We start from the raw sequence: 23,071 nt of genomic DNA, 5'->3' as shown, positions 1-23,071 counted from the left end.
GCGGCCGCCGCGACGGCGGCGGCCCGGCGCGGCTACCGGTGCTCGACCGCGAGCGGAGCGCCCCTCGGCGCCTCGCCGCGGGCGTGCGCCTCCGGCTCTGCGTCCTCCCCGGGCCTCGCCACGATCCACTCTCCGTCCGAACCGGGCCGGAAGATGGCGTGGACCTTGAGCGAGATGCGCGAGGAGCGCGGATCGATCTCGTGGTGCTGCGGCAGGTTCAGGTAGTAGAGCCGCGTCGGGGTGCCGAAGCGCAGGCGGCAGACCGGCGCCCCGCCGAAGTCGTCCACCGAGAACTCCTCGTTGCGCACCGGCGCGAGCCGGTGGTGCGGACCGAGGACGACGGACGACACGCCGTGGGTGGCGCCCGGATCGCGCTCGCCCATGACGCTCTCGGCGGAGCAGTTGCCGAACACGGTCACGGTGTCGCGCACGCCGGGGGTGTCCTCGAGGTACTCGCCGTAGAAGCCGGAGAGGACGTCGCGGTAGACGCGGTGCTCGGGCTTGGGGTTGCTCTGCACGACGAAGAGCGCGTCGAGCGTCTGGCGCGACCGGAAGAAGAGCTGGTTCGCGTGGTCGATGATCGCGCGAATGTTGGACTCGTACAGGTTGCGGTACACGTAGTCGAGGCAGACGAGGACCATGAAGTTGAAGGGCGTCGCCTCGTTCCGGAACAGGTAGAAGTGCCGGCCGCGGTACTGGTCCTCGTACTTGTCGAGGAACTCCTCGGCGCGGAACGGGTGGGTCTTCGCCTCAAGGAACACCCGCAGCCGACCCTCCGCGTCCTTCACGGCCACGCACCCGACGTTCACCGGCACGCCGAGCACGTCGCCGGAGTCGATGTCGCGATCGACGAGCGGGATCGCCTCCGCGTTGTCGGCCTTGAAGCGCTCGAGCAGCCCGCGGTAGGTCCTGAGCCGCACGTGCTCGAGGCCGAACATCGTGACGGTGCTCGGGCGGAAGCGCGCCGCGACGAGATCGAGCAGGGCGTCCAGGCGCTCGATCGGAACGCAGCTCTCGGGGAGCATGAGGAAGTGGAGCTTCTTGAGATTCCCCGGGCCCTCGTCCACGAGGTCGAGGACGGAGCGGATGGTCCGCCACTGCCCCTCGGGATCGGCGATCCGCCACCCCTCCTGCGTCCGGCGGAGGTGGTTCGGGATCTGCGCGATGAGGCAGTGCAGGTGATGCCCGAGCGGGTACGCGAGCCTCAGCCGCTTGTCGATGATGCGGACCATCCGCTGACGCTACGGTCCGCCTCATCCCGCCGTGAACCACCCCCGGCGGGCCCGTGGCGGGGTGGGCTCACCGCGCGCGGGCACCGGCCCCGTCACGCGGAAGCTCGCTTGTCCCACTTGCCCTGCCTGCGCAGGCCCTCGACGATCTCCTGCGCCCGTTCGCGCAGCGCGAGGTAGTCGGTCTTCGCGACGCGGTTCAGGGGGAGCGTCCCCGCCTCCACCACCTCGACGTGGCTCGGCCGCGCGTAGGAAGCGATGCCCGCGCAGGCCTGGCTGACCTCCTCGGGCGTCACGTCCTCGCCGGCGGCGCGCTCGACGAACATCACGACGGCCTCCACCCAGACGGCGTGCTCGACGCCGACGCACGCGGCCGCGCTCGCCCTGCCTCCGAGCGCGCCGACGACGTGGTTCTCCACGTCGCCGGGGAACACCTGGAACCCCTTCGGCTTGATGGTCAGCTTGGCGCGCCCGGCGAGCCGGAGCCCCTTCTCCGTGTACGCGCCGAGGTCTCCCGTGTAGCAGACCCCGTCTCGCGAGACGGCCTTCGCGCTCGCCTCCGGATCGTTCAGGTAGCCGAGGAACACCTGCGGGCCGGAGAAGCAGATCTCGCCGATCTCGCCGGGCGGGAGCTCCGGCCCGGCAGCGCCCTCGGCGCTCATGGGGCCGCGGATGGTGAGCGGGCAGAGCGGCGAGTCGAACCCGATGCCCTCCGCGAGGTCGTCGGCGGTCGCCCCGAGCGCGGTGTACGTGCAGAACCCGGAGGTCTCGGTGAGCCCGAGCCCGGTCCCGATCTCGGCCGCCATCTCGCGGAGCCGGTCGAGGAACGCGCGCGGCACGCCCTGCCCGCCGTAGATGGCGGCGCGCAGGCTCGAGAGGTCGACCTCGCGGTAGCGCCGGTGGTTCCACTCGAGGTTGAAGAGTGCCGGGATCTGCCCGACCACGGTGACGCGGTGCTGGGCGATCGCCTCGAGGCTCTTCTCGGCGTCGAAGACGTGCAGGAGCACCGAGGTGAGCCCGGCGTAGATCCCCGTGCCGAGCAGCTCGGTCGTGCAGCCGACGTGCGACGGCGGCAGGTTCACGAGGAGCCGGTCGCCCTCCTTCAGGCCGAAGCCGACCGCGAGCCCGACGTTCTGCACGAGGATGCTCTCGTGGCACAGGAGCGCGGGCTTCGGGGAGCCCGTCGAGCCCGTCGTGAAGATGACGAGGCAGCCGTCGCGCCGGCCGACCTTCCGGCGCGCGCGCCGCACCGTGCCGAGGAGCCGCGCGCGGACGTAGCCCGCCTTGATCCCTTTCGTGAAGTCCTTCACCCAGGTCGCGCCGGGCAGGATCCCGTCCGGCTCCTTCTGGAACTGCACCCAGTGGCGCACGCTCGCGCAGCCGCCGACCACCTCGCGGAGCACGGGCAGGAGCGCCGGCGCGCCGGCGAAGAAGTAACCCTTCGGCTGGAGCTTCTCGAGGCAGGCGCGCAGCTCGCCCGCGCGGAGGCGCAGGTCGAGCGGAGCGGCGACCACGCCGATGCGGTAGCAGGCGAGGACGAGGAAGACGTGCTCCTTGAGGAGCGGCAGGCTCGTCGCGAGGACGTCGCCCTTGCGAAAGCCGCTCGCGAGGAGCTTCGCCGCGAACGCGTCCACCGCGGTGTCGAGCGCCTTCCACGTGACCGTCTCGCCGGTGTTGTGCTCGACGAGGGCGATCGCGCCGGGGGCCCGGCGCGCGTGCAGGGTCACGCAGTCGGCGATGTTGTCGGGAAGCGCGGCGGCGCGAGCGCGGCAGTCGGCGTCCTGGGCGGGCGTCTTCATCAGTCGGCTCCTCGTGCGAGCCGCGCGGGGAGGCGGGGCCCGGTCGAACGACCGGGGTTCTACCCCACCTCCGCCGCACGATGAAGCGCTGCGGCACGATCCGGAGCCTGCCCGGGCTCCCCTACGCCGCGACCGTCGCCCCGGCCGTCTTCCGCACCGCCTCGAGCTCGATCGCGATCTCCACCTTCTCGCCCACGAGCACGCCGCCGGTCTCGAGCGCCGCGTTCCAGACGAGCCCGTAGTCTCGCCGGTCGAGCGACGCCTTCGCCGAGAAGCCCGCGCGCTCGTTGCCCCACGGGTCCTTGCCGGTGCCCCCGAACTCGGCCTCGAGCGTCACCTCGCGCACGACGCCGTGGAGCGAGAGGTCGCCCACGATCCGGAGCGCGCCGCCCGCCTGCTCGACGCGCCTCGAGCGGAAGCTGATCTCCGGGTGCGCTGCGACGTCGAGGAAGTCCGGCGAGCGGAGGTGCGCGTCGCGGTCCGCGACGCCGGTGTCGATCGAGGCGGGGTCGATCGTGACCTCGACCGAGGAGCGGGCGAGGTCCTGCGGGTCGAGCTGCACGGTGCCCGTCCAGCGGCCGAACCGGCCGTGCACCTTGGAGATGACCATGTGGCGCACGGAGAAGTGCACCGCGGAGTGTCCGACGTCGATGTCCCAGGGGGTGGCTGCCATTTTCGGTTCCGTCCTTTCGTGGGGCGCGCCTGCCGCGCCCTTCGTGTCCGCAGTCTTGCTATCGTTCCTCGTCCGGCGCAATCTGGACGCTGGCACATGTCTGTTCCATGGAGGGAACGATGGATCTCAACCTCCTCACCGTCTTCGAGGCCGTGGCGCGGAGCCGCAGCTTCTCCGCCGCCGCGAAGGAGCTCGGGCTGCCCAAGTCGTCCGTGAGCCGCGGCGTCGCGCGGCTCGAGGGGGAGCTCGGGGCGCAGCTCCTGCTCCGCACCACCCGCCAGGTGGCGCTCACGACGGCGGGCACCGCGCTCTACGACCGGGCGGCGCCGCTCTTGCGCTCGGTCCAGGCCGCCCTCGGCGAGGTGCCGGCCCAGGAGGAGGAGCCGAGGGGCCTCCTCCGCGTGACGGCGCCCGTCGACCTCGGGGTCCTCTTCCTCGCGGAGGTCGTGACCCGCTACACGGCGCGCTACCCGTCGGTGTCGGTGGACCTGCACCTCACCGGACGCGTGGTGGACCTCGTCGCCGAGCGCTTCGACGTCGCGCTGCGGGTCGGCGCCAGGCTCCAGGACTCCACGCTCGTCGTCCGCAAGGTGGCGCCGATCGTGCTGCGGCTCTTCGCGTCGCCGCTGTACGTCGCCCGCCGCGGCTCGCCGCGCGCGGAGGCCGAGCTCGCGGCGCACGACCGCGTCGTGTTCCGCGGCGGGGCGGAGAAGCTGCGCATCGGGGGCGCGCGCGAGCCCGCGGACGCGAGCGGCCGGGCGCGGATCGTCTGCGACGATCTCCTCTTCGCGCGCGACGCCGTCCGCGCCGGCGCGGGGATCGGCCTCCTCCCCTCCTTCGTGGCCGAGCCCGACGTGGTGGCCGGCCGGCTCGTGCGGATCCTCCCGCGCCACGAGCGCCTCGCCGGCGCGCTCCACGTGGTGACGCCCGCGGCGAAGCACGTCCCGCGGAAGGTCAGCGCCTTCCGCGATCTCGTGGTGGAGCTGGCCGGCGCGCCGAGCGGCCTGCTCGGGGCGGGGTGAGCGGGGCGCTGAACGACGCCGGTCGGGGTTCGAGGCCGGAGCGCCGCCCCGATCACCTTCCCCCGTGGCTCAGGGCGGATTGCCGGAGCGCGGCCTCGGCGGTGCGCAGGACGCGCGGCCCGTCGGCGTAGGGGGCGACCCGCACCGGCGGGTAGGCCCGCATGCGCTGGACGAGCTCCTCCGCCTCGGCCGCGAGCAGCGCGTCGCACTGGTCGTACACGCCGCCCGGCTCCTCCTCGCGCGCGTCGTGCGGCACGAGGATGGACCGCAGCTCCGTCACGAGCTCCGCGGTCGGGGTCGGGACGAGCAGCGAGGCGAGCGCGCCGTGCTCGATGCGGAGCTGGCGCGCGGCGGGGAGCGGCTCGCCGCCGCGCGCCCGCCGGGCCGCGGGCAGCAGGATCTTCTCCTCGAGCGCGATGTGGCGGAGCAGCCCGGCGCGGAAGGCGTCGAACGCGGTCCGCTCCAGCGCGCCCGCCGAGCGGACGGCGCGGTCGAGCAGCGCGTCGAGCCGGGCGTGGTCGTCGGTGAGGTGCCGGGCGATCGGCGTGGCGGGGGTGAGCGGCATCAGTCCTCCTCGTCCTCGGCGGCGCCCATGAGCAGCCGGTGCTGGGCCTCGCGCACCATCCGGTCCACCACGCGGAAGACCGCGGCGGAGAGCTCCTCGTCTGGGCGGCCGGCGTCGCCCGCGTGCCCGGCGGCGAAGAGGGCGAGGAGGGTCCAGTCCTCGGCGGAGACGGCGAGGTGCGTGTCGGGGCGGTAGCCGTCCGCCGTGGCGCGGAACGGCTCGAGGTCGCCGTGGACCGGGCGGAGCACGAGGAACCGGCCGCGGCGGCGCTCCCGGTGCGCGTCGACGATCCACTCGCGCCGCGCGGAGTCGCGGGTCCGCGCCGAGCCGAGGAGACCCGCGTCCGAGCGCTGCAGCGCGCGGAAGGCGGCCTGCGCGTCCGGCGCGAGCGCCTTCCCGTTCGGATGGGCGGCGGCGCCGCTCTCGTAGCGCTCGAGGATCTCCGCGGGTTCGTAGGGCATCGGGCGCTCCTCTGGGGCGGCACCGGACCGGGCGAACGTCGTGCACGCCGTGCGAGGGTCTCTAGGCAGGCGGCCGCCCGCAGTCAACGCGAGCCGCGGGGCGGCGGCGGACCACGCGAAGGACGTGTCCGGCCGGGGAGCGACGGACAACGATGGGACGGTGGCCCGGAGCGACGTGAGCGATTTGTCCAGCGCGCGGACCCGTGCGGCCGGCGCGCCGAGGGAGGTCCCGGATGGCTTACGCGGCGGGTGAGCTGGGCGTGGTGGGGCTCGGGAGGATGGGCGGAGGGCTCGCGCTCCAGGCGCGCGAGGTCGGGCTCCGGGTCGTGGGCCTCGACGCGCACGGGCTGCGCGCGGAGCTCCTCGCGGCGGGCGTGGAGGAGGCACGAACGCTCGACGCGCTCGTCGCCGCGCTCGCGCCGCCGCGCGCGGTGTTCCTGTACGTCCCGGCAGGGCCCCCCGTGGACGCGCTCCTCGACGCGCTCGCGCCGCTCCTCGCCCGGGGGGACGTCGTGGTGGACGGCGGAAACTCGTACTGGGGCGACTCCATCCGTCGCCACGACCGGCTCGCGGGCCAGGGGATCGAGCTCGTCGATCTCGGCACGAGCGGCGGGGTCGAGGGCGCGCGGCGCGGCGCCTGCTTCATGGCGGGGGGTGAGGCCGCGGCGGTCGCGCGCGTCGAGCCGCTGCTCCGCGCGCTCGCGGTCGAGGACGGCTACGTCCACGCGGGCCCGCCCGGCGCCGGCCACTTCGTGAAGCTCGTCCACAACGGCATCGAGTTCGGGATGCTGCAGGCGATCGGCGAGGGCGTCGACCTCCTCGAGCGCTACCACGACCGGCTGGACGTCGCCGCCGTCCTCTCCGCGTGGCGGCACGGCTCGGTCATCCGCGGCTGGCTCATGGACCTCATGCACGCCGGGTACGAGTCGGAGGGCGGGCTCGACGCCGTGCCGCCGTACGTGGAGGACACGGGCGAGGTCTCCTGGCTCGTCGCCGACGCGCTGCGGCTCGAGGCGCCGATCCCGGTCATCGCCCAGGCCGTCCTGCAGCTCTTCGCCTCGCGCGACGGCGAGAAGCGCTGGGCGCGCGCCGTCGCGATGATGCGCCACGGGTTCGGCGGCCACCCCTACGGGCCGAGCGCCCCCGTCGCGGAGGAGCGGCGCACCGGCCAGGTGGGCGGGACCTGGCGCGACGAGCACGACCGCCCCCGGTAGAGAGGCGCGTGGCGCCACCTCGACGCGCTCGCAGGAGCCGATCGCTCTGGAGGTGAAGCTCGCGGGGCGATCCCGCGCGCGGCGCGCACCCACAACCGCGCACCCGTCCGCACCTCCGGGCGGCCTCCGGACGGAATGTGGCGCGCGCGCCCGGCTGTTCAACCGGGGTCACCAAGAACCCGTCGTGCCCGCCCCGGCGTCCGCGCATGCGGACGTGGAAGGAGACGTCCGTGCGCCTCACCTCGCGCCTCCCCGCGCTCGCCGCGGCCCTCGCGCTCCCGCAGCTCGCGCTCGCCACGAGCATCGTGCGCGGGCCCTTCCTGCAGCAGACCACGCCCACGTCCACGATCGTGGTCGTCTCGACCGACGCGGCGGCGCACGTCGAGGCGGTCGCGGACCTCCCCGGCGGCGGCACCGCCCAGGCGAAGAGCGACGGCACGCACCACCTGCTGCGCCTCTCCGGCCTCCCGGCCGCGGCGACCATCCCGTTCCACGTGACGCTGGACGGCGCGCCCGCCGGCGACGGCTCCGTGCGGACGCCCGCCGTGCCCGGCACCGAGGCCGCGCGCCACGCGGTGATCGGGGCGACCGCGGACACCGGCTCGGCCGGCCCGAACGCGCGCGCGAACGTCGCGCGCATGGAGCTCCGCGGCGTCGAGGCGGTGCTCACCATGGGTGACAACTCGTACCCCGACGGTGCGGCCGGCGAGTGGGACACGACGTTCTTCGGCGTGTGGAAGGACCTGATGCGGTCCGCGACGATGTGGACGGGCGTCGGCGACCACGAGTACCGGACGCCGTTCGCGCAGCCGTACCTCGACTCGGTCGAGCTGCCGCAGGGACCGCAGGGCGAGCGCTACTACTCGTTCGACTGGGGCGACCTCCACGTCGCCGCGCTCGACACGAACTGCATCGTCCCGATGGACGCGAGCCAGATGGGCTGCGACACGGCGACGATGGTCGCCTGGCTCGAGGCGGACCTCGCGGCGTCGAAGGCGCCCTGGAAGCTCGTCACGATGCATCGGCCCGCGCTCGCCACGGGCAAGTACGGCGTCTTCCCGGAGATCCCGCGGGCGCTCCTCGGCCCGTTCGAGAAGTACGGGGTGGACCTCGTCCTCCAGGCCCATAACCACCTCTACGAGCGCACCTGGCCGGCGCGGCAGGGTGCGGTCGTGAAGAAGGACTACGACCACCCGGGCGCCCCCGTGTACCTGACCGCCGGTGGCGGCAGCGACTACCTGTACGAGTCCGTCCTCCCGGCGGCGGAGTGGACGGCGTTCCGCGCGACGGAGTACCAGCACCTCATCCTTACGCTCGACGGCGGGACGCTCCTCGTGGAGTCGGTCCGGCCGGACGGCTCGCTCCTCGACAAGTTCCAGATCGTGAAGGACGTCCCGCCGCCGAGCGCCGACCCGCTCACGCCGCCGGCTCCCGGCGACACGACGACGCCGCCCCCCGTCCCGGAGCAGTCGGTCGCCGGCCCCAAGGGAGCGGGCGGAGGCGGCGGCTGCGGCTCGGGCCCCGGCGGCGCGCTCGCCCTCGGGATCGTCGGCGCGGTGCTCGCGTGGACGCGCCGCGGCGCCCGCGCCCGCCGGCCGTGAGCGGGCGCTCCCGGCGCGACAGCGCCGGGCCGTTCCGCTAATCTGCCGCGCCTCATGGACACCGTCCTCCCGGCGGAGAGCCACAGCGCGTTCGACGACGCCCAGGCCATCCTGACCGCCTCGGCGCTCGTCGCGCTCGGCTACGGCTTCCTCGCGCAGGCGAAGCTCCTGACGGGCGGCACCGCCGGCGTCGCCCTCCTGCTCGCCCGGGTGACGCCCTTCTCCTTCGGCCAGCTCTTCGTCGCGCTCAACCTGCCGTTCTTCTGGCTCGGCGTCCGGCGGATGGGGTGGCGGTTCACGGTGAAGACGTTCGTCGCGATCGCGCTCGTGTCCCTCGCGACCGATCACCTGCCGGCGGTGCTCCACCTCGACCGGCTGCACCCGCTCTACGGCGCGGTGATGGGCGGGGTCCTCGTGGGCGTGGGGCTCCTCGTGCTCTTCCGCCACCACGCCTGCCTCGGCGGGCTCAACATCCTCTCCATCCACCTGCAGGAGCGGCACGGCGTCCGCGCGGGCGCGTTCCAGATGGTCGTCGACGCCCTGGTCGTGCTCGCGTCGCTGTTCGTCGCGCCGCTCTCCACCATCGCCCTGTCGGTCGTCGGCGCGGTCGCGCTCAACCTGGTCCTGGCGGTGAACCACCGGCCGGGCCGCTACCTCGGGACCTGACCCCTCCCGACGCGGCTCGCAGGGCGCGCCGTACCGTCGGGCAGTTCCTCACCCCGGCCCTAACCCGGGCAGGCGCTCGAGCTCCGGCACGCGCTGGAGGGCCGCGCCTGGCGGCCGGGCGTCGTGCCGGACGGTGAGCCTGTCTCTGCGTCCGCGGAGCTCGCGATCGGACAGCCCCCCGGGCGCTAGAAGGCCGGGCCGGAGCCGCCATGCGCGAGCGGCGTGTCCCGCCCGCTCGGACATTTCGAGCGAACCCGAACGACCGCCGCCGGCCGTTGAATGCGACAAGGTCTCGGAGCACCGTCTCTTCCCCGGCCGCGTCGGCCGGATGGGAGGACATCGCGATGGCGCGCATCTCGATCAAGCGGTTCTCGTCTCCGGACGAGACCCGTCCGTTCAAGGGCAACGGGCACGCGGAGATCCTGAAGTTCGGCGACGGGGTGGTGGGAAGGGGCGTGTTCGAGCCGGGCTGGCGCTGGTCCACGCACGTGAAGCCGCTCGCGGGCACCCGGAGCTGCCAGGCCGCACACTCCGGCTACGTCGTCTCGGGCCGGATGCACCTCGTGATGGACGACGGCGAGGAGGCGGAGATCGGGGCCGGCGACTACGCCGTCATCCCGCCCGGCCACGACGCCTGGACGGTCGGCGACGAGGCGTGCGTCATCATCGACTTCGCCGGCATGGAGCACTACGCGGAAGGCCGGACCACCCGAGCCCAGCCCGGCGCGGAGTCCCAGGCCCCCGCCCATCACTGAGCGCTTCCGCTCGGGCGAGGCGCCGGGAGGCCGGCGCCTCCGCTCGAGCGCGCTAGGCGTGCGGCAACGTCGGCGGCGGCTGCCTCGAGGGCGGAGCCATCTCTGGCGCCCTCGGGGACGCCCCCGCGGACTCGAGCCGCTCCTTCAGGTTCTCGAGCAGCGTCTCGGCCTCGCGCTCGTTGGAATGGCGGAGGAACAGCTCCGCGACGTGCCCGAGCAGCGGCAGCGGGAGCTCGTACTGGATCTTCAGGACCACCTCCGTCCCGGCGTCGCGCTGCTCGAGGGTCCAGGTGAACGTGCTCGGGATCCCCTTCTCGTTCTTCGTCACGAAGCGGCGGGGCCGCACCGCCTCGACGGTCTCCGACCGTCCGTGAAAGCGCAGGCCAGCCATCTTGTAGGTCCAGTCCCAGTCCGCCCCGCCGCCCTCCTTGAGCTGGACGTTCGTGACCTCGACCAGGCTCGGCCAGATCTCGAGCAGGTTCCTCGGATCGTGCAGGTAGTCGAACACCCGCGCTGCCTCCACCTCGACGAGGATCTTCTTCTCGATCCTTTCCATGACACACCCCCACCCAACCCGACTTCGGTCCGGGCGGTGAACGTAGCCACTCCACCCCCCGCTGCTCGCCTTCTCGGCGGGAGCAATCGCGGGTACGGGCGCGCGGGGGAGGCGGCGGCGCGTGAGTCGCGCGCGCGGCCGCGTCAGCGCTCCGCAGACCGCGCGCTCCCTGCGCGCTCCTCGTCCGGCACCACGTTGCGGAAGCTGCGCCACAGCGCGAGGTCGTAGAGGATCTTGAGGCCGCCCGACAGGAAGAACGGAACGGACGAGAGCGCCGCGATCGCGTAGAGCGGTCCGGCGGCGAGCGGCGCGAGGGCCGCGCCGACCGTCCGGGCGATGCCGGTCACCCCGGCCGCCGCCGAGCGCTCGTCGGGGTCGACGACCGCCATCGTGTAGGACTGGCGCGTCGGCACGTCCATCTGCGAGATGGAGAACCGCACGAGGAGCACCGCGATCGCGAGCGGCAGCGTCGGCATGAGCGGGACGAGCACGAGGAGCACGTTCGAGGGCAGGTGCGTCGCCACCATCGTGTTCACGAGCCCCACGCGGCGGGCGATCCACGCGGCCGACAGCGCCGAGATCCCGGCGAGCACGTTCGCGCCGAAGAAGATCGCGCCGAGCCTCGCCGGCCCCACGCCGAAGCGCGCGTGGAACCACCAGGCGACGAAGCTCTGCACCACGAGCCCGCCGGCGAAGGCGTCGACGGAGAACAGCGCGGAGAGGCGGAGGATCGTGCCCCGCGAGCGGTGCAGGCCGAGGCGCGAGCGGCGGGAGGCGGCCGGCGCCGAGGGCGCCTCCACCGCGGGCGACAGCCGCGTGAACACCGCCGCGAGCGCGAGCCCCGCCGCGCCGTAGCCCGCCATCACGGCGCGGTAGCTCGCGAGCGGCGCGACGCCGCGCGACTGGAGCGCGCCGGCGAGGCCGCCGCCGGCGAGCGCGCCGAGGGCCGTCGCCGCGGATCCCGCGAGCTGGTACCAGGCGAACGCGGCGGTCCGCCGCTCCGCGGGGAGCTCCTGCGAGAGCGCCGCCTGCTCGACGGCGAGGAACGGGCCGACCTCGTTCCCCGAGGGGCTGATCACCCCGACGGTGGCCGCGAGGAGGAGGAGCGCGAACGAGGTCGTGGCGGCGAAGGCGGCGCCCGCGAGCGCCATGAGGGCCGCGCCGGCGAGGAGCATGCGCCTCCGCCCCCAGCGGTCGGCGTGGGTGGTGATCACGAGCGAGAGCGCGGTGTCGCCGAGGAGCGTGAGCGTGAGGAGCGCCCCGATCCGCCGCTCGCCGTAGCCCGCCGCGGAGAGGTGGAGCACGAGCACCACCGAGACGAGCCCGTACGCGAAGAGCCTCAGGGCACGCGACGCGAAGAGGACCGGGACGTCGCGGAGGGGCGCGGGCCCGGGCGTCATGGCGCAGGGGCCCGGGGCTGCCGCACCATGCGCTCGAGGAGCTTCTCGAGCGCCCGCGCCGGGTCCTCGCACACGCCGGAGTGCACCGGCCCGACCTGGATGACGGTGCTGCGCGGCGCGACGAGCCAGTGGAAGCGCTCCCGGAGCGAGAGCCGGCCGATGGGCCCGCTCCCCTCCCCGCCCGCCGCGACGCGCGAGAGCGCGGCGAGGTGCTCCTCGACGAGCGGCAGGTCCACCCCGGGGAAGAGCGCGCGGAGGCGCTCCCGATCGAGCTCCACGCGCGCGGCCAGGAAGTCCCGCTCGAGGCAGAAGAGGATGACGCCCGCGTTCAGGAACTCCTCGCGCTCGACGCGCGGGACGACGCGGACGACGGCGTAGTCAAACGAGCAGTGCGCGGGCACGTTCGGCCTCCTCCACGAAGAGCGGCGCCGCCGCGAGGCGGCGCTCGAGGAGCCGCACGTACGCCGCGCGGTGCTCCGCGACCGAGGCGAAGCGCGGCTCGCCCTCGAGCCACGCGTCCGGCACCTCGCCCACCGCGCGCGCGACGGCCCCGCCCTCGAGCCGCGCGGCGAGGCGCGCGCCGGCGGCGGGGAGCTCGGCCGCCCACTGCAGGAGCACGTGGTCCTTCACCGCGCGAAACGGGGTGAGCGCGGGGTCCGGCGCGTCCGGCCAGGCGTGGTGGAAGTAGAGGGACGCGCCGTGGTCGATGAGCCAGAGCCGCCGGTGCCAGCAGAGCAGGTTCGAGTTCCGCGCCGTGCGGTCGACGTTCGTCACGAGCGCGTCGAAGAACACGATCTCCGAGGCCTCCGCGGCGGAGGGCGGCGGCCCGGCCACCGGATCGAAGGTGGCGCTGCCCGGCAGGTAGTCGAGGCCGACGTTCGCCCCGACGCTCGCCTTGAGGAGATCGCGGATCTCCCCGTCCGGCTCGTTGCGCCCGAGCTCCGCGCCGACCTCGAGCCGGACGAGCTCGGGGACCGGCAGGCCCGCCGCGCGGGCGAGCTCGCCGGCGATCACCTCCGCGACGAGCGCCTTCGGCCCCTGCCCCGCGCCCCGGAACTTCGCGACGTACAGGCCGTCGTCGTCGCCCTCGACGATGGCCGGCAGCGAGCCGCCCTCGCGCAGCGCGGTGACGTAGCGGGTCGCGGTGACGGTCCTCATCCGGACAGGTTACCGCGCCGGCGACGCGCCCGCGATCACGCCGCGCCCGCGGCCTCCGGGCAGGACTCCCGCGCCGCGGGCGGCTCGCGCGGGGCGGCCGCGGGGCCCGCGCCTCGATTAGCGCGCCGCCCCGAGGTGCCGGAGCCCCGGCCCCTCGCGGCCGGTGCGCGCCACGTACTCCCCGTAGCCGCCGCCGTAGGCGATCGGGCCCTCGGCCGTGAGCTCCAGGACGCGGTTCGTGAGCGCGGAGAGGAAGCGCCGGTCGTGGGACACGAGCAGCATCGTCCCCTCGTACCCCGCGAGCGCCCGCACCAGCATCTCCTTGGTCGAGACGTCGAGGTGGTTCGTGGGCTCGTCGAGCACGAGGAAGTTCGGCGGATCGTAGAGGAGCTTCGCGAGGACGAGCCGCGCCTTCTCGCCGCCGGAGAGCACCTTGCAGCGCTTCTCGATCTCGTCGCCGGAGAAGCCGAAGCAGCCCGCGAGCGTGCGCAGGGAGCCTATCGAGGCGCGCGGGAAGGCGTCCTGGAGCGTCTCCCAGACCGTCCGGTGGGGGGCGAGCAGCTCCATCGCGTGCTGGGCGAAGTAGCCCATCTTCACGCTCCCGCCCACCGCGACGGTGCCCGCGTCCGGCGCCGTCTCGCCGGCGACCATCTTGAGCAGGGTCGACTTGCCCGCGCCGTTCGCGCCGAGCACGCACCAGCGCTCGCCGCGGCGCACGAGGAAGTCGAGGCCGCCGTGGACGACGCGCGCCCCGTACCGCTTGACGACCCCGGCGAGCTTCGCCACGTCCTCGCCGGAGCGGGGCGCGGCGCGGAACTCGAAGTCGACGGTCTTGCGGACGCGCGGCGGCTCGACCTTCTCGATCTTGTCGAGCTTCTTCACGCGCGACTGCACCTGCGCCGCGTGGGACGCCCGCGCCTTGAACCGCTCGATGAACGCGAGCTCCTTCTTGAGCATCGCCTGCTGGCGGTCGAACTGCGCCTGCTGGTGCGCGTCCGCGATGGCGCGCTCGCGCTCGTAGAGGTCGTAGTTGCCGGAGTACGTGGTGAGCTCGCCGCCGTCGATCTCGACGATCTTGGAGACGACCCGGTTCATGAACTCCCGATCGTGGGAGGTCATGAGGATCGCGCCGTCGTAGGCCTGGAGGAACTCCTCGAGCCAGATGATCGACTCGAGGTCGAGGTGGTTCGAGGGCTCGTCGAGGAGCATCGCGTCGGGCCGCATGAGGAGGATGCGCGCGAGGGCGACGCGCATCTTCCAGCCGCCGGAGAGCGCCCCGACGTCGCCGTCCATCATCTCCGGCGTGAAGCCGAGGCCGCCCAGGATCTCCCGCGCGCGCGCCTCGAGCGCGTAGCCGCCGAGCTCGTCGAAGCGGGCCTGCACGTTCCCGAACCGCTCGACGAGCTCCTCCAGCTCGTCGGCGCGGGCGGGATCGGCGAGGGCGTGCTCGAGCGCGTGCAGCTCGGCCGCGACCGCCGACACCGGGCCGGCGCCGTCCATCGTCTCCTCGACGGCGCTCCGCCCGGACATCTCCCCCACGTCCTGGGAGAAGTGGCCCACGGTGACGCCGCGGTCGATCGAGACGTTGCCCTCGTCCGGCTCCTCCTCGCGGGTCACGAGCCGGAACAGGGTGGACTTCCCGGCGCCGTTCGGCCCGACGAGGCCGATCTTCTCGCCGCGGTGGAGGACGGCCGACGCCTCGACGAAGAGGAGCTGCCGGCCGTGCTGCTTGGAGATGCCGTCGAAGCGGATCACGGGACGGGCGTTTTCGCACGCCGCGGGCCCCGCTTCAACCCGCCCGGGCGCGGGCGCGTCAGGAGATCCAGCCCTCCCGCACGGCGAGGAGCGTGGCGCCTCCCATGGCGAGCCACAGGAGGACCCCGTGCGCGAGCGGGCGCGCCCCGACCTCGCGGAGCGCCTCGCGCGAGAGGTTCGCGCCGACGAGGAAGAGCGTGAGGACGAGCGCCCGCCGGGCGGCGAGCGCCAGGGCGCCCGCCACGGGGGCGGCGGCGGGGACGAACGTCGCGATCGCCGCGGCGACGACGAAGCCCGCGATGAACCCGGGGAAGGAAGCGCGGCCCGCCGCCGCCCGCCCCGCGCGCCGCTCCAGCGCCGCGAGGCCGACCGTGACGGGGAGGATCCAGAGGGCGCGCGCGAGCTTCACCGCCGTGGCCACCTCCAGCGCGCGCGGCCCGTACTGCAGGGCGGCGCCGACCACCGAGCTCGTGTCGTGGATGGCGAGCGCCGCCCAGACGCCGAAGGGCGCCTCGGCGAGCCCCGCGGCGTGCCCGAGCGGCGGCGCGACCACGAGGGCCACCGCGTTCAGGAGGAACACCGTCCCGAGCGCGACCGTGACCTCGCGGTCGTCCGCCTGGATGGCCGGCGCCGCGGCGGCGATCGCGCTGCCGCCGCAGATCGCCGTGCCGACCGTGATGAGGAGGCCGGTCTTGCCGCGCACCCGGAGCGCCCGGACCATGAGCGTGCCGAGCGCGAAGGCGGCGGCGATGGTGACCACGGTGTACCCGAAGCCGCGCGCCCCGGCCCGGGCGACGGCGCCGAGGTCCATCCCGAAGCCGAGCCCGACGACCGCGAGCGGCAGCAGCTTCTTCGAGAGGCGGTGCGTGAGCGCCTGGGCGGGGTTCCCGACCGCGAGCGCGATCGCCGCGCCCGCGAGGAGCGCGCCGGCGGACGAGGCGGCGAGGGCGGCCCACGCGGCGCCGGCGAGGAGGAGCGCGTGCCCGAGCCCCGGGCGACTCGCGTCGTCGGTCATGGCGCGCAGCCATACCTCCGATCCGCACCTGGACGGGAGCGAAAAACCTCGGCGCCACCGCGTCGCGCCGCCGCGAAGCGCGCGCTAGACGAGGAGGATGGCACGGCCTCCGGACACGCTCTCCGCGGACACGCGCGCCGCGCTCGACGCGGGCGTGCGCCTCTTCGACGATGGGCGGTTCTTCGACGCGCACGAGGTGTGGGAGGACGCGTGGCGCGACGAGGCCGGGGCGCCGAGGCTCGCGCTCCAGGGGCTCATCCAGATCGCCGCGGGCTTCCACAAGGGCCTCGTGCAGGGCCGGCCGGCGGGGATGGTGCGGCTCCTCGGCGCCGGGCTCGGGAAGCTCGAGGCGAGCGGCGGGGTGGGCGGGCTCGCGCTCTCCACGTTCGTGGTCGAGGTGGAGCGCTGGCGAGCCGCCGCGAGGCGGTGGGCCGAGGGAGGGGAGCAGCCGCGAATGCGGGTCCCCAGGCTGCGGTGAAGCTCGGTGCCCGGCGCAGGGGCTCGGGACGCCGTCACGGCACGTACCGGATCGGCACCCATCCGCGCACCGAGTTCACGAGCCACAGCCGCGCGGCGCGGGCGAGGTCCTCGGGGCGGAGCACCGCCTCGCGCACCTCGCCGCGCTCGAGGAGCTCGGCGCGCATGGTCCCGGCGAGGAGCCCGGCGTCGACGGGCGGCGTGAGCCGCTCGCCGCCGACCTCGACGACCAGGTTTCCGATGGTGAGCTCGGTCAGCTCGCCCTCCGCGTTCTGCAGGATCACGTCGAACGCCTCCGGCCGCTCGGCGCGGCGGGACGCGTACACCTCGCGCCGGGTCGTCTTGTGGAAGAGGAGCCGATCGGCGCGATCCACCGGGGCGCGCGCCAGCGTCACGGGGAGCGGGGCCTGCGCGGGCGGCGGCAGCGGCGCCGCCTCGGTGCGGGGGCGGCCGTCGAGCCCCACGAGGAGGCGAATTCGTGCCCCCTCCGCCGGCGCGCGCGACGCCTCCGCCTCGAGCGCCGCTCGCACCGCCGCGAGCTCCAGCGGGATGCCGAGGTAGCGCGCCGAGCCCGCGAGCCGGGCGAGGTGCCGCTCGAGGCGCGCGTACGCGCCGCCGAAGAGCCGGAGCGTCTCGAGGAGCTGGAGGTCGTCCGCGGGCTCCGAGAGCACCGCCGCCTTCGCCATCGCCTCGTCCCACTCGCGCTCCGGGTCCGAGCCCCAGGTGATCCCGCCGCCGACGCCGTACGTCGCGGCGCCGGACTCGAGGTCGAGGTCCAGCGTGCGGATGGCGACGTCGAACACCGCGTCGCCGCCCGGCGCGACCACGCCGACGGCGCCGCAGTACGGGCCGCGCGGGCTCCGCTCCAGGTCCGCGATGAGCTTCGTGGCGGCGATCTTGGGCGCGCCGGTCACCGAGCCGCACGGGAACAGCGCGGCGAACAGCTCGGCGAGGCCGGCCGAGGGTCGAAGCCGAGCCTCGACGGTCGAGGTGAGCTGCAGCACGGTGGGGTAGCGCTCGACCGTGAAGAGCTCCCCCACCCGCACCGAGCCGACCCGCGCCACCCGGCCGAGATCGTTCCGGAGCAGATCCACGATCATGACGTTCTCGGCGCGCTCCTTCGGCGAGGCCGCGAGCGCGGCGGCGGCCCGCTCGTCCTCGGCGAGGTCGCGCCCGCGCCGGGCGGTCCCCTTCATCGGCCGGACCTCCACCCGATCCCCCTGCCGATAGAAGAACAGCTCCGGCGAGGCGGAGAGGATCGCCCGCCCGTCCACGACGAGACAGCCAGTGAAGCCGCCTCCCTGGGCGCGGCGGAGGCGCTCGTACAGCGCGAAGGGATCGCCCGTGAACCGGCCCCGCATCCGGAAGGTGAGGTTCACCTGGTAGGCGTCGCCGCGGCCGAGCGCGGCGCGCACGGCCTCCACGTCCGCGACGTGCTGCGCGCGCGTGACCTCCGGCGCGAGGTCATCCACGCGGGCCGCCGCGACCTCCGCCGCGGAAGGAGCCGCTGCGGTCGCGGGCGCGTCGTGGATCCCGAACCAGACGAGGGGGCCGGAGCCGCGGCGCACCGCGATCGCGGGATCGAGGCCGGGCGCCGCCTCGTACGACACGAACCCCGCCGCCCAGCGGCCGCGCCGCGCCTCCGCCTCCACCTCGACGAGCGCGGCGCGGACGCGCCGGACGTCGTCGGTCGCGATCACGCGCGCGGGTTCTCCGAAGTCGAGGCGGCCGAACGGGGCGAGATCGAGGCGGGCGCTACGCACCCCCGCCATCCTAGCGGCGGCGACCTCCGCCGTTCGCAGTTCCTCGCGCCGCCTCGGCGATCGGTGAACATGCCATGACGCGGAGCGGCATCGCCATCGCCCCCGGCGGCGCCGCGCCACTCGGATTGCGGACCCTGCGTCGCGGCCCCAGGTTGGGGATAGGACGAGGGGGGAGCCATGAAAACGTGGAAGAGGTATGCGCTGCCGGGCGCGGCACTCCTGGCAGTGGCGGCGAGCGGGTGCGCGACCGGCCGCCAGGCGAAGGGTGAGAACCCGGCTGCGGAGCGGGTCTCGGAGTCGCAGCGCCAGTCGAAGGAGGCGCTGAGCGCGGCGCAGAAGGCGCAGGAGAAGGCCACCGACCAGCAGAAGCGCGCCGCGACCGCGCAGGCGGACGTGAGGGAAGCGCAGCGCAGGCTGAACGAGGCGCAGCAGCGTGCCCAGCAGGAGACGATGAAGGCCGAGCAGGCGCAGCGGGAGGCGAACCTCGCGATCCAGCAGTCGACGCAGCAGGCGCAGCAGGCGCAGCAGGAGGCCTCACGGCAGCTCTCCCAGCAGCAGCGGCTCGTGAGCCGCGGTGAGCAGATCCTGGGTGGCCAGGTGAAGCAGGCGACCGCCAACCAGGTCGTGGTGCAGCCGCCCGGCGGCGACCCGATGACCTTCCAGATCACGAACCGGACGCGCGTCCAGATCGACGGCCAGCAGGCCTCCGCGGCTCAGATCACCCCGGGTGAAGATGCGCGCGTCGCGTACGAGATGACCGGCACCCAGCCGACCGCCGTGCTCGTGCAGGTCGTGACCGGCAACCCGGCGGCGCCCGGCGCGTCGCCGCCCGCGAGCCAGACGGGCACCGGGGGCACGGGCAGCGGCACGACGCCGCCCGCGCCGACGCGTTGAGCACGCGAGCCCCGATCGGACGTCCGCTCGTGGCGAGCTGCCGAGCCACGAGCGGACCTCGCCGCTGCGCCGAGCTCGCGTGGGGCATCGTCCCCCGTCACCACGGCGTCGGGCGATAGTCCTTGAAGAACAGGCCGGCCTCGTGCCGGCCGGTGCGGAAGCCGTCGAAGATGGGCGCCACGATCCGGGCCGCCCCGTCGACGATGTCGAGCGGCGGCGAGAAGGCGTGCTCCTCGACCTTGCGCGCGGCGAGGTGGGCGGGGTCCTCGTCCGTCACCCACCCCGTGTCGACCGCGTTGAGGTGGATGCCGTCCCGCGCGTAGTCGCCCGCGCTCGTGCGCACGATCATGTTGAGCGCGGCCTTGGCCATGTTCGTGTGGGGGTGCTTGTCGGTCTTGTGCTCGCGGTAGAACTGCCCCTCCATCGCCGACACGAGCACGACGTGCTTCGCCGGGTCGCCGCTCGTCGCGGTCTCGGGCGGCGCCGCGCGCGCGCGGAGCATGAGGGCCTTCAGCCGCGCGGTCATCACGAACGGCGCGGTCGCGTTCACGAGCAGCACCTCGAGCAGCTCGAGCGTGGGGACCTCGTGCAGCGTGAGCCGCCAGGAGTTGTGGCTGCGGAGATCGACCTGCTGGAGATCCTGGTCGAGGACCCCGCGCGGGAAGAGCTCGAGCGCGCTCTTGCCGGAGAGCAGCGGGCCTTCGTCGCCGGGCGCCTGCGAGAGGAGCGCCGGCCGCGTCACCCCCGCCGCCCGGCGGTGATCCGCGAGCGCCGCCTTGAGCGCCTCGTGCTCGCGCAGCAGCGCGCGCTCGCCCTCGGGCAGCGCCGCGAGCGGGGCCTCCTCGCGCTCGAGGAGGTGCGCATAGAAGCCCGGCGGGCGGCGCACGGTCTGGCAGGCGTTGTGGAGCTGGAAGTCGAGCCGCGGGAGGGTCGCGTCCAGCCGCTGGCAGAGCAGCTCGACGCTCGGGGTGTGGCGGAGGTCGACGCCGTGGATCGTGAGCCGATCCCTCCAGGCCTCGAAGTCCGGCTCGCGCGCGTAGCGCGCGGCGGCGTCCCGCGGGAAGCGCGTGCAGGCGACCACGCTGCAGCCGGCGCGCAGCAGGAGGATGGCGGCCTGGTAGCCGATCTTCACGCGCGCGCCGGTGACGAGGGCGACCCGCCCGCGCAGGTCCACCGTCGCCGTGCGCCGCGCGAGGTTCTCGTCGCCGCAGGCGCGGCACAGCTGGTCGTAGAACGGGTGGAGCCGGTGATACGGCGCCTTGCAGACGTAGCACTTGCGCGGCTCGGAGAGCTCCGGGCCGTCGCCCTCGCCGGCGTCCGCGGGCGCCCCGGCGGCCGGGCGGACCGCCCCCGCCTCCTCGGCGCCCGGGAGCCGCGGCCACCAGCCCGAGGCGTCGGCGCCCGCGGGCGGGAGCTCGGGGAGCGGCGTCTCGAACACCGGCGCTGCCCGCAGCTGCTGGATGCCGGTCCCCCTGCGCAGCGCCTCGTCGCGCGCCCTGCGCTCCACCCGCTCGTTCCGCAGGAGCGCCCGCTGGAGCTTCTTCCGCTGCTTGAGGTCCGGCCGCGCCACCTCGCCCGCGAGCTTCTGCAGCGTCGTCCGGGTCTCGGCGTCGAGCTCCGCGAGCACCGTCCGGTCGGCGGCGACGCGCGCGAGGACCCTCAGCGCGATCGCGAGGTCCTCGCCGGTGAGGGGCCGCCCGCCCTCTTCTCTCCGATCCGACATGGGGCCGGGTTCTAACCCGCGAGGGCCTCCCATCCAAAGCGCTGGGCTCGGGTCGCGGGGCGTGCGGTCGCCAGGCCGCGCGCCGCCACGACGGCCGCCTAGGTGTCCGGCCGTTCCGGATCGCTCTCGTTGGGCGGCCAGGCGTCCACGTCCGGCGGCGCCACCCCCGCGACGGCCCGGAACCGCTCCTCCTCCGGCGTCTCCAGGATGAGGCGCGTGCCGCGCTTGAAGGTCAGGTAGTGCCAGATCCACTGGAACATGACCGCCACCCGGTTCCGGAAGTCGATGAGGAACCAGATGTGGATGAAGAGCCAGGCGAACCAGGCGAGGACCCCGGTCAGGCGGAACCTCCAGAACCCGGCCACGGCGCGCCCGCGCCCGACCGTGGCCATGACGCCCTTGTCGAAGTAGGCGAACGGCCGGCGCGGCTTCCCCGCGAGCGTCGCGCGGAGGTTCCTCGCGGCGTGCTTGCCCTGCTGGATCGCGGCCGGCGCGACGCCGGGGATCGGCGTGCCGTCCTTCTTCCGCGCCGCCGCGAGGTCGCCGACGACGTAGATCTCCTCGTGCCCCGGGACCGTCAGGTCGGGGTTCACGACGACGCGCCCCGCGCCGTCGAGCGGCACCCCCAGCGTTCGCGCCAGCGGTGCACCGGCGACGCCGGCGGCCCAGAGCACGGTGCGGGCGGCCACGCGCTCCTCTCCGATCTGCACGCCGCGCGGGTCCACGCCGGTGACGCGCTTGCCCGTCCAGACGTGCACCCCGAGCCGCTCGAGCTCGCGCTGCGCCGCCGCCGAGAGCTCCGGCGGCAGCGCCGGGAGGATGCGCTCGGTGCCCTCGACCAGGATCACGCGCGCACGCTCGGTGGACACCGTCCGGAAGTCGCGCGGGATCGTGAAGCGGGCGATCTCCGCGAGCGCGCCCGCGAGCTCGACGCCGGTGGGGCCGCCGCCGACGACGACGAAGGTTAGGAGCGCCTCGCGGCGCTGGCGGTCCGGGTCCGCCTCCGCGCGCTCGAAGGCGGTGAGCACGCGGCGGCGGATCTCCTCCGCGTCCTCCAGCGTCTTCAGCCCCGGCGCGAACCGGGCCCACTCGTCGTGGCCGAAGTAGGAGTGCGTCGCGCCGGCCGCCACGACGAGGTAGTCGTAGTCGAGCGCGAGGCCGTTCACGAGCCGCAGCCGCCTCGCGTCCGGCTCGATCGCCGCCGCCTCCGCGAGCAGCACGCGCGCGTTCCGCTGCCGCGACAGGACGTGCCGGATCGGCTCGGCGATGTCGCCGGGGTTCAGGGCCGCGGTCGCCACCTGGTAGAGCAGCGGCTGGAAGAGGTGGTGGTTGCGCCGGTCCACGAGCGTCACCTGCACCGGCGCGCGCGCGAGCCCCCGCGCCGCGTAGATCCCGGCGAAACCGCCCCCGACGATGACGACCCGTGGCGCTCGAGACTCGACCTGCTGCCCTTCCACCGCCGCTCCTCGCCCGGCGCTGCGGCGTTTCGCCGCGCGCCCAGAGCTCGCGAGCCGGCCAATTCGCGGGCCGGCGTGAAGGGGACTGCTTTACTCCACTATCGCGCCTGGGCGCTACGGCTCTCTTGCCGCGGCGCCCGGGCGCGGCTTCGCGGACGCCCCCCGGGGACCGGCCCGGTGCAGCGAGAGGGCGATCTCGACGACGAGCTCGTCCTTGACGCCGACGGTCCCGCCGAACCCGCTGAACGGCTTGATCCCGAACGCCGTCTGCTTCACGTGCGCGTTCCCGCGGACGCTCCAGGCGTCCGCGCCCCGCTCCGCCTCGAAGTCGACGTCGGCGGGCGCGCTCCGGCCGCGGAGCGCGAGCGTGCCGTGCAGCGTGCCGCGGAGGTGCGCCCCGTCGGTCGAGCCGCGCTCGAGCTCGAGGCGCTGCGATCGGAACTCGATCCGCGGGTGATGCTCGGCGTCGAGGACGTCCGGCCCGCTCGCCTGCGCGTCCACCTTCCGGCGGTCGCCCTCGGACAGGCGCGGCTGCCGGTCGTGCAGCGAGCCGGCCGAGAGGATGACCTCGACCGAGGTGGACGCCGGGTCTCCGTCGGGGATGACCGCGCTCGCGCGCCACTCCGTGACCTCGAACGCGTGGTCGTGGGCGAAGCCGGAGAAGAGGCCCTTCTTCTGGACGTGCACGACGATGTGGCCGCTCGGCGGGAGCGCTTCCCACTCCCCCGCCGACGCCGCCGGAGCGACCGCCGCGAGACCGACCGCGAGCGCGAGCGAGAGGAACCTCACGGGCAGCTCCTCGTCACGGGAGGATCCCTTTCAAAGGGTGAGCGCGCGGGCGCACGATCCTTCGACGGGCCGGCGACGGGGCCGCTCCGGGCGAGACCT

Annotated in this window: 22 protein-coding genes; 7 read left to right on the top strand and 15 right to left on the bottom strand. The window is 74.6% G+C overall.

Features of this window, described 5'->3' with window-relative positions; all coding sequences use genetic code 11:
* Nucleotides 1-32: 32 nt before the first annotated feature.
* The 3 genes from MNZ29_RS14395 to MNZ29_RS14385 all read right to left on the bottom strand — a co-directional run bounded on the left by MNZ29_RS14395 (nucleotide 33) and on the right by MNZ29_RS14385 (nucleotide 3,701).
* A complete protein-coding gene (locus MNZ29_RS14395) occupies nucleotides 33-1,232 on the bottom strand; it encodes a hypothetical protein (RefSeq protein WP_242333483.1) in 1,200 nt (399 codons plus the stop codon).
* A 92-nt stretch (nucleotides 1,233-1,324) separates the two neighbouring features.
* On the bottom strand, nucleotides 1,325-3,028 hold the full coding sequence (locus MNZ29_RS14390) for a class I adenylate-forming enzyme family protein (RefSeq protein WP_242333485.1): 1,704 nt from the start codon (nucleotides 3,026-3,028) through the stop codon (nucleotides 1,325-1,327).
* Nucleotides 3,029-3,149: 121 nt separating this feature from the next.
* Nucleotides 3,150-3,701, bottom strand: coding sequence for a YceI family protein (locus MNZ29_RS14385; RefSeq protein ID WP_242355639.1), 552 nt, complete (start codon nucleotides 3,699-3,701; stop codon nucleotides 3,150-3,152).
* 119 nt (nucleotides 3,702-3,820) lie between these two features.
* Here MNZ29_RS14385 and MNZ29_RS14380 point away from each other — a divergent pair, with 119 nt between their 5' ends.
* Nucleotides 3,821-4,723 carry a LysR family transcriptional regulator gene (locus MNZ29_RS14380; RefSeq protein ID WP_242333488.1) on the top strand — a complete coding sequence of 301 codons (903 nt, stop codon included), beginning with the start codon at nucleotides 3,821-3,823 and terminating at the stop codon, nucleotides 4,721-4,723.
* Between the two features lie 52 nt (nucleotides 4,724-4,775).
* Here the strand turns inward: MNZ29_RS14380 and MNZ29_RS14375 are convergent, their stop codons facing one another.
* Nucleotides 4,776-5,288, bottom strand: a complete 513-nt coding sequence (locus MNZ29_RS14375; RefSeq protein WP_242333490.1) for a hemerythrin domain-containing protein — start codon at nucleotides 5,286-5,288, stop codon at nucleotides 4,776-4,778.
* Nucleotides 5,288-5,749, bottom strand: a complete 462-nt coding sequence (locus MNZ29_RS14370) for a hypothetical protein (RefSeq protein ID WP_242333492.1) — start codon at nucleotides 5,747-5,749, stop codon at nucleotides 5,288-5,290. Before MNZ29_RS14370 ends, MNZ29_RS14375 begins: the two co-directional genes overlap by 1 nt.
* 233 nt (nucleotides 5,750-5,982) lie before the next feature.
* On the opposite strand from MNZ29_RS14370, the gene MNZ29_RS14365 reads away from it, so the two are divergent.
* From MNZ29_RS14365 to MNZ29_RS14350, 4 genes are all read left to right on the top strand, one after another.
* Nucleotides 5,983-6,963: an NADP-dependent phosphogluconate dehydrogenase gene (locus MNZ29_RS14365; RefSeq protein WP_242333494.1), complete on the top strand. Its 981-nt coding sequence runs from the start codon at nucleotides 5,983-5,985 to the stop codon at nucleotides 6,961-6,963.
* A 230-nt stretch (nucleotides 6,964-7,193) separates the two neighbouring features.
* Complete coding sequence (locus tag MNZ29_RS14360; protein WP_242333496.1) at nucleotides 7,194-8,564, top strand: metallophosphoesterase; 1,371 nt, start codon at nucleotides 7,194-7,196, stop codon at nucleotides 8,562-8,564.
* A gap of 54 nt (nucleotides 8,565-8,618) precedes the next feature.
* Entirely contained in the window at nucleotides 8,619-9,230 is a 612-nt protein-coding gene (locus MNZ29_RS14355) for a YitT family protein (RefSeq protein ID WP_242333498.1), read from the top strand.
* 344 nt (nucleotides 9,231-9,574) lie between these two features.
* Entirely contained in the window at nucleotides 9,575-9,985 is a 411-nt protein-coding gene (locus MNZ29_RS14350) for a cupin domain-containing protein (protein ID WP_242333500.1), read from the top strand.
* Nucleotides 9,986-10,037: 52 nt separating this feature from the next.
* Here MNZ29_RS14350 and MNZ29_RS14345 read toward each other — a convergent pair whose 3' ends face one another.
* From MNZ29_RS14345 to MNZ29_RS14320, 6 genes are all read right to left on the bottom strand, one after another.
* Entirely contained in the window at nucleotides 10,038-10,541 is a 504-nt protein-coding gene (locus MNZ29_RS14345; RefSeq protein WP_242333502.1) for an SRPBCC family protein, read from the bottom strand.
* A 143-nt stretch (nucleotides 10,542-10,684) separates the two neighbouring features.
* Nucleotides 10,685-11,941, bottom strand: coding sequence for an MFS transporter (locus MNZ29_RS14340; protein ID WP_242333504.1), 1,257 nt, complete (start codon nucleotides 11,939-11,941; stop codon nucleotides 10,685-10,687).
* The gene (locus tag MNZ29_RS14335; RefSeq protein ID WP_242333506.1) at nucleotides 11,938-12,342 is read right to left on the bottom strand and encodes a DUF3037 domain-containing protein; all 405 of its coding nucleotides are present in this window, start codon (nucleotides 12,340-12,342) and stop codon (nucleotides 11,938-11,940) included. Before MNZ29_RS14335 ends, MNZ29_RS14340 begins: the two co-directional genes overlap by 4 nt.
* Nucleotides 12,320-13,099 (bottom strand): phosphatidylinositol 4-kinase, encoded by a 780-nt coding sequence (locus MNZ29_RS14330; protein ID WP_242333508.1) that lies wholly within the window; start codon nucleotides 13,097-13,099, stop codon nucleotides 12,320-12,322. The genes MNZ29_RS14335 and MNZ29_RS14330 overlap by 23 nt, the downstream gene beginning before the upstream one ends.
* Nucleotides 13,100-13,216: 117 nt before the next feature.
* The gene (locus MNZ29_RS14325) at nucleotides 13,217-14,854 is read right to left on the bottom strand and encodes an ABC-F family ATP-binding cassette domain-containing protein (RefSeq protein WP_242333509.1); all 1,638 of its coding nucleotides are present in this window, start codon (nucleotides 14,852-14,854) and stop codon (nucleotides 13,217-13,219) included.
* 58 nt (nucleotides 14,855-14,912) lie between these two features.
* Nucleotides 14,913-15,869 (bottom strand): YeiH family protein, encoded by a 957-nt coding sequence (locus tag MNZ29_RS14320; protein WP_242333511.1) that lies wholly within the window; start codon nucleotides 15,867-15,869, stop codon nucleotides 14,913-14,915.
* 97 nt (nucleotides 15,870-15,966) lie between these two features.
* On the opposite strand from MNZ29_RS14320, the gene MNZ29_RS14315 reads away from it, so the two are divergent.
* Nucleotides 15,967-16,347 carry a DUF309 domain-containing protein gene (locus MNZ29_RS14315; RefSeq protein ID WP_242333514.1) on the top strand — a complete coding sequence of 127 codons (381 nt, stop codon included), beginning with the start codon at nucleotides 15,967-15,969 and terminating at the stop codon, nucleotides 16,345-16,347.
* A gap of 34 nt (nucleotides 16,348-16,381) precedes the next feature.
* Here MNZ29_RS14315 and pabB read toward each other — a convergent pair whose 3' ends face one another.
* Nucleotides 16,382-18,109, bottom strand: a complete 1,728-nt coding sequence (gene pabB, locus MNZ29_RS14310; RefSeq protein WP_242333517.1) for an aminodeoxychorismate synthase component I — start codon at nucleotides 18,107-18,109, stop codon at nucleotides 16,382-16,384.
* Between the two features lie 177 nt (nucleotides 18,110-18,286).
* On the opposite strand from pabB, the gene MNZ29_RS14305 reads away from it, so the two are divergent.
* Nucleotides 18,287-19,003, top strand: coding sequence for a hypothetical protein (locus tag MNZ29_RS14305; RefSeq protein WP_242333520.1), 717 nt, complete (start codon nucleotides 18,287-18,289; stop codon nucleotides 19,001-19,003).
* Nucleotides 19,004-19,100: 97 nt separating this feature from the next.
* Here the strand turns inward: MNZ29_RS14305 and MNZ29_RS14300 are convergent, their stop codons facing one another.
* The 3 genes from MNZ29_RS14300 to MNZ29_RS14290 form a co-directional block, all read right to left on the bottom strand.
* Nucleotides 19,101-20,726: an SDR family NAD(P)-dependent oxidoreductase gene (locus tag MNZ29_RS14300; protein WP_242333523.1), complete on the bottom strand. Its 1,626-nt coding sequence runs from the start codon at nucleotides 20,724-20,726 to the stop codon at nucleotides 19,101-19,103.
* Between the two features lie 98 nt (nucleotides 20,727-20,824).
* The gene (locus MNZ29_RS14295) at nucleotides 20,825-22,183 is read right to left on the bottom strand and encodes an NAD(P)/FAD-dependent oxidoreductase (RefSeq protein ID WP_242333526.1); all 1,359 of its coding nucleotides are present in this window, start codon (nucleotides 22,181-22,183) and stop codon (nucleotides 20,825-20,827) included.
* A 114-nt stretch (nucleotides 22,184-22,297) separates the two neighbouring features.
* Entirely contained in the window at nucleotides 22,298-22,972 is a 675-nt protein-coding gene (locus MNZ29_RS14290) for a YceI family protein (protein WP_242333529.1), read from the bottom strand.
* Nucleotides 22,973-23,071 lie beyond the last annotated feature (99 nt).

The organism is Anaeromyxobacter sp. SG64 (assembly GCF_022690745.1).
Taxonomy (GTDB): domain Bacteria; phylum Myxococcota; class Myxococcia; order Myxococcales; family Anaeromyxobacteraceae; genus Anaeromyxobacter; species Anaeromyxobacter soli.
The sequence above is the reverse complement of the archived record's forward strand: the minus strand, read 5'-3'. Positions and strand labels throughout refer to the sequence as shown.